Origin of the sequence: Actinomadura sp. 7K507 (assembly GCF_004348425.1) — a bacterium.
Lineage (GTDB): Bacteria > Actinomycetota > Actinomycetes > Streptosporangiales > Streptosporangiaceae > Spirillospora.
Map to the genome: position 1 here is coordinate 1 of NZ_SMKK01000385.1, position 5,361 is coordinate 5,361.

Annotated in this window: 6 protein-coding genes; all 6 read right to left on the minus strand. The window is 72.6% G+C overall.

Annotation, left to right across the window (positions count from 1 at the left end; translation table 11 throughout):
* Positions 1–63: 63 nt before the first annotated feature.
* The 6 genes from E1285_RS42895 to ssd all read right to left on the minus strand — a co-directional run bounded on the left by E1285_RS42895 (position 64) and on the right by ssd (position 4,928).
* Positions 64–465 carry a TadE family type IV pilus minor pilin gene (locus E1285_RS42895; RefSeq protein ID WP_132160657.1) on the minus strand — a complete coding sequence of 134 codons (402 nt, stop codon included), beginning with the start codon at positions 463–465 and terminating at the stop codon, positions 64–66.
* Complete coding sequence (locus tag E1285_RS42900; RefSeq protein ID WP_347814132.1) at positions 462–599, minus strand: DUF4244 domain-containing protein; 138 nt, start codon at positions 597–599, stop codon at positions 462–464. Before E1285_RS42900 ends, E1285_RS42895 begins: the two co-directional genes overlap by 4 nt.
* Positions 600–882: 283 nt before the next feature.
* A complete protein-coding gene (locus tag E1285_RS42905; protein ID WP_243723453.1) occupies positions 883–1,437 on the minus strand; it encodes a type II secretion system F family protein in 555 nt (184 codons plus the stop codon).
* Between the two features lie 568 nt (positions 1,438–2,005).
* The gene (locus E1285_RS42910; protein WP_165967007.1) at positions 2,006–2,704 is read right to left on the minus strand and encodes a type II secretion system F family protein; all 699 of its coding nucleotides are present in this window, start codon (positions 2,702–2,704) and stop codon (positions 2,006–2,008) included.
* Positions 2,701–3,852 carry a TadA family conjugal transfer-associated ATPase gene (locus tag E1285_RS42915; RefSeq protein WP_132160660.1) on the minus strand — a complete coding sequence of 384 codons (1,152 nt, stop codon included), beginning with the start codon at positions 3,850–3,852 and terminating at the stop codon, positions 2,701–2,703. Before E1285_RS42915 ends, E1285_RS42910 begins: the two co-directional genes overlap by 4 nt.
* Positions 3,849–4,928 (minus strand): septum site-determining protein Ssd, encoded by a 1,080-nt coding sequence (ssd, locus tag E1285_RS42920; RefSeq protein ID WP_132160661.1) that lies wholly within the window; start codon positions 4,926–4,928, stop codon positions 3,849–3,851. The genes E1285_RS42915 and ssd overlap by 4 nt, the downstream gene beginning before the upstream one ends.
* Positions 4,929–5,361: the final 433 nt, after the last annotated feature.

Here is a 5,361-nt window from a genome sequence, read left to right on the forward strand (position 1 = left end):
TCCCTCCCCATGAACCAGCACCGAGAGCACGCCCCACCCCGCCGATGGGTAAAGCGGGGGGCCTCATCTCGCTGGGGTCGGCTGCTGGTCGGGGCTGGGTGGTTGCTCGGCCTTGTCGGGTGGGACTCCCGGTTCTGTTGCGGCGGCCACGTGGGCGTGGACGGTCAAGGCCGGCAGGCCGGCTGCGGCAGGGGGCTTGACGGGGGCGGAGACGTCCACGTGGACGGTGGCCTCGTCTCGGCTTACCCGCACCGTCGCCCCCTCGGGGACGGCCTTCACCACGAGTTCACGCACGGCGGTCAGGGACTCGCCTCTGGCTGCGGCGCGGGCACCGGTCCGGGCGGCATCCGTGCAGGTGAGCTGGACAGACGCGGCCGTCAAACCCCACAGCGCGATCGCGGTGATCAGGACGAGTGCGGGGAGTGCCACGGCGATCTCCGCCGTGGCCATCCCGCGATCCGTCATCCGGCCAGATTGAGGGCCTTCTCGATGATCTGTAAGAGCAGGTCCCTCACCTGCGAGCTGGTTACGATCTTGAACAGCAGGCCGGCGAACGCGGCCGCGGCGATGGTGCCGACCGCGTACTCGGCTGTGGACATCCCGCGATCCCTGCACCTGCCGGACCATCGCCGCACCACCATCTGTGTCGCCCGCATGGGGCTCCTTTCGCTTGTGGTTCTGATTCGAGGCTGCTGCGCCGCCGAGCCCGGTGACGGGTGAACGCCGCACTGTGGATAACCCGCACTCCCCGCGCCGGGATGGTTGTGGGCAACCCGCGTTCAGCACACGGGGATGGCTGTGGATAACCCGCGATCCCCCCGCCGGGATGGCTGTGGGTAAGCCACGCTCACCACGCGCGGATGGCTGTGGATAACCCATCGCTCACCACGGCAGGAGGATCGTCGAGGCGATCCCGGCGATGGCCGGGACGACGCCGAGCAGCACGAATGCAGGAAGGAAGCACAGGCCCAGCGGAGCGAGCGCGCGAATGCCCGCCGCCCGTGCCCTGGCGGCCGCGGCCGTCCGTGCGACGCGCCGCTGATCTCGCGCGAGGCGGCTCAGAGAGGGGGCCAGCGCCGAGCCTGTGGACGCCGCCCGCACGGCGGAACGGGCCAGAGGGGCGAGCATCGGCTCTTTCGCGGCGAGCGCGAGCCACGCCTCGGATGGATCAGCCCCCAGCCGGATCTGAACGGAGACGCCCCGCAACTCGTCCCCGAGCGGGCCGCCCACCGCGTCCGCGACAGCGGCGACCGCATCGTGCCAAGGGGCACCGCCACGCAGGCAGGCCGCGAGCAGATCCACTGCCACGGGCAGGTCCGCGATGAGGCGCGCCTGTGTTCGCTTGCGCTCCGCGTTCCCCAGGCGGCCGAACGAGAACCAGACGGCCACCGCGGCGAGGACACCGATCACCGCGCCGACCGGCCAGCCCACCGTCACCGCGCACAGCACTCCCGCCGCGCCAGACGCAATGCGCCGGAGAAGAAGGTCACGGTGCCGGACCGCCTCTGCCCCGCTTCCGGGTTCCTTCCCTTGCCCGTCCTCCGGCTTGGGGTGCCGGACGTCGTCCCTGCTGAGGGCGGGGGCTCGGATACGTGGTGTCCACGCTCTTCGCTTCATCTGGCGAGGGGGCCGTCCGTCCTCGCTTCGCCCCCGGTTGTGGGGCTCTACGATCCTGCGGTCATGGCCTGCGGGCGGTAGTGCTCCTGTGCGCTGCGCGGGTCTCCGGAACTGGTCGCTCAGTCTTTGCCCGGCGGGATTCTCGACCCTGGGGAGGAAGAAGGCCGACGCAGCCGCGCAAAGGACGGCCATCAGCGCAATCATCGGAACTCCTTGTGTGTGAGTGACCCCTCCTCTGGGAGAGGCGCAAGGACTGCACTGCCTCCGCCGTCACACAGGTCACCGGAGAAGCCCTCGGTGAGTGGCGGCGCGGACGGCGGATGAAGTGGGGGTCACGCCACGTGGCCGCGTGGTGATGTGCGTTGCCTCCGTGATCCACAGCTTCGTGTCAGTGGGCGGATTCGGCGGATCTGGCCAGGTGGCGGGTCCAGTAGAGGCCGGTCAGGTTGAGGGTTGTGCCGGTGATCAGGCACGCGGCGCCTGGGAGGGTGCCGCAGAGGAATGAGATCGGGTGTGCGCCAAGGGCCGCGGCCATCAGCAGGCCTAGGAGCGGCAGTACGGCCAGGAGGCGGGCGGTCGCGCGAGGGCCTGCGAGTTGCACGGACACGTCCTGGCGTTGGGCCTCTTCGTCGCGGAGGGCTGCGGCCAGGCCGTCCAGGACGGTGGCGAGGGTCCCGCCGCGTTCGGAGCCGACGCGCCAGCAGGCGGCCATGAGGCGCAACCCCTCGGCGCCTGGCTGGGACGCGGCCAGTTTCGCCAGGTGGTCGGGCGGTGGACGAGGGATGTTGAGGAGTTCCTTCGAGACGTGCGGGTCAAGGACGGTGGCCGCCGCCGCGAACGCCTCGTCGGGGGTTCGTCCCGCGGCCAGTTCGGCGGCCATGGAGTCGCAGAGTTCGATCACGGCCGTGCGCCAGCGGTGCGGGCGGGTTCTCCGTTCCCGGAGGGCCTCGGCTCTGGCTCTGACGGAGCGGAGCGGGTTGCCCGGTGGGCGTGTGATGAGGTGGTTCAGGCGATGGACGGCAGGAGGAGGGGCCAGGAAGGTCCAGACGGCGGCGGCCGAGCAGAGGACCGCCAGTGTGTCGATCACGACGTTCCTTGCAGGCGGCTGGTGAGGGACTCCGCGCCCGAGGCACGGATGACCTCGCCGGACGCGGTGAACGAGACCGCCGGGACGACGCCGACCAGGCCGTCGGACGCTCGGCGGAGGAGACATATCTCCGCCACCCGGCGGCGGCCTCCGCCCGGCTCGCGGACCAGGTGGACCACGATGTCCAGGGCGGCGGCCAGCTGGCTGTGGACCGCTTCGCGGGTCAGGCCCGCCGCGCAGGCCAGGGCTTCGAGGCGGGCGGGCACGTCCGCGGCCGTGTTGGCGTGGAGAGTGCCGCAGCCTCCCTCATGGCCCGTGTTCAGAGCCTGGAGCAGGACCACGACCTCGGAGCCTCTGACTTCGCCGACGACGAGGCGGTCGGGGCGCATGCGGAGGGCCTGGCGGACCAGGTCGTTGAGCGTCACGCCTCCGGCGCCCTCCATGTTGGGTGGACGTGCTTCCAGCCGCACCACGTGAGGGTGGGACGGTTTCAGCTCCGCGGAATCCTCGACCAGGAGGAGCCGGTCGGCGGGATCCGCCATCGACAGCAGAGAGCTCAGCAGGGTGGTCTTGCCGGTACCCGTTCCGCCGGTGATCAGGAAGGCGGCGCGGGACCGGATCAAGGCGGCGAGCAGTTCGGCGCCCTCGGGCGGGATGGTGTCCGCGGCGATCAGCTCGTCCAGCGTGAAGGCGTGGCGGCGGGGAAGGCGGAGGGAGATGCAGGTGCCGGTCGCGGCCACGGGCGGCAGGACGGCGTGCAGGCGCACTCCGCCCGGGAGCCGCGCGTCGGCGTAGGGGGCGGCGTCGTCGAGGCGTCGTCCGGCGGCGGCGGTCAGGCGCTGGGCCAGGCGGCGGAGGGACGGCTCGTCCGGGAAGCTCAGTGCGGTGCGGACGAGGCCGGAGCCCGTGTCCACCCAGACTTCGTCCGGACCGTTCACGAGGACGTCGGTGACGTCCGGCGCGCGCAGCAGCGGCTCCAGCGGCCCGGCGCCGACGAACTCGGCATGTAATTCGTCGGCGAGCGTCAGTACCTCGCGGTCGCCGAGCAGCCGTTCCTCCGCGCGCAGGGCCGCGGCGACGCGGCCGGTGGTCGGTTCGCCGCCCGAGTCGGCCAGCCGGTCCCGGATCACGTCGGACAGCCTGGTCATGCGGCCTCCTCGCGATACGCGTAGGGCTGGAGCGCGAGGTCGGCGAGGATGCCGCCGCAGAATTCGGCGAGAGGACCTCGGCGGCAGGCCCGTTCGAGACCGCCCTCGTCGATGGCCGTGGGAAGGCGGCGGTCCCGTTCGAACACGCCGGCGGACGGCAGGTCGAGCGCGTGGGCGACGGCGTCGGCGGTCAGGCCGCCGGGCGCCGGGCCCTGGACGACGAGCCGCACGTCGGCGGTGTCGCGGCGGAGGGCGGCGGCGAGTCCGTCGGCGGCGACGGTCGCGCGGACCTCGGCCGGGACGAGCAGGAACGTGGTGTCGGCGGCGCGCAGGGCCGCGCGGCCCACGTCGCCCGGGTAGCGGGGGACGTCCGCGATGACCAGGTCGAAGCCGCGGACGGCCGCGTCGAACAGGGACCGTACGGCTTCCTCGGAGACCGGGACCGGTTCGCCGCGTCTCCACGACAGGACGGACAGGTCACCGGACCGCGGCAGCGTCTCGCGGAGCGTGGCGGCGTTCAGCCGGCCCCGTCGTTCGGCGAGATCGTGCCAGCGGACGCCCTCGTGCGCCTCCAGCCCGAGCATGAGGTCGACGCCGCCGCCGAACGGGTCCGCGTCCACGAGCAGCGTGCGCAGGCCCTGGCCCGCGGCCGCGAGGCCGAGCGCGGTGGCGAGCACGCTGGCTCCCGCTCCACCGCGCGAGCCGACCACGCACACCGTGGTGGCCCAGGCGCTCTCGGGTTCACCGGCCGCGGCGAACGCGTTGATCAGCCAGTCCTCATGGTCGGGCAGGACGGCGACGTCCTGCGCTCCGGCCTCGACCGCCAGCCGGTAGGTGTCGGGCGTGGCGTCTTCGCCGGTGACCAGGACGACGCCCGGTCGGCGCTGCAGGTCGGCGGACGCCACGTCTTCGGCCGCGTCGTGGCCGACGAGGGTGAGGACGGGCCACGTCCAGGCGGCCCTCGCCTCATCGGCGCCGTAAGCCACTTCGGCGTGGACGTCGGCGGCGGCCGCGAGCCGGAGCAGGCCGTCGGCGAGAGCGGGGTCGCTCGTGACGATCAGTGCCGCGAGGTTCATCGGATGCTCCTTCTTACGTTCGGAGACACCCACCTTGCGACGCTGAGTGACGGCGATGAAGACGTACCGTGAATTGTGGATAACTCCGCTCCCCGCCAGCCCCGCTGCGACACGGCACCCGTCGCCGTGGTCTGTGAGCGTGAGCGCCGCCGTCGGCCAGGCGCGACGCCGGAGCAGCGGCGGCTGACCTCATCCGGCCGTTCGGCGAAGCCGCGAAGGCACAACCACCGACCCCACGAGCTTGGGCGGCTGAACCTGTGCTTCACCCCGAAGCGCCACGACATCGCCAAGGCGGGTTGGTTGGCGGCCGGGGGTTGGTTGGCGGCCGGGCGGTGGCGCGTGGAGGGCGGCGCCACCGCCCGGCCGCTTTCAACGGCTGGGCGACCCCCGCCGGGGGGGAGAGCGGGGGTCGCCGGGCGGTCCGGCTCCGGGG

Excerpts from the sequence above, each read along its gene's own strand:
- E1285_RS42900 (WP_347814132.1), bottom strand. The coding sequence starts at position 599 with ATGTCCACAGCCGAGTACGCGGTCGGCACCATCGCCGCGGCCGCGTTC.
- E1285_RS42895 (WP_132160657.1), bottom strand. The coding sequence starts at position 465 with ATGACGGATCGCGGGATGGCCACGGCGGAGATCGCCGTGGCACTCCCC.
- ssd (WP_132160661.1), bottom strand. The coding sequence starts at position 4,928 with ATGAACCTCGCGGCACTGATCGTCACGAGCGACCCCGCTCTCGCCGAC.
- E1285_RS42915 (WP_132160660.1), bottom strand. The coding sequence starts at position 3,852 with ATGACCAGGCTGTCCGACGTGATCCGGGACCGGCTGGCCGACTCGGGC.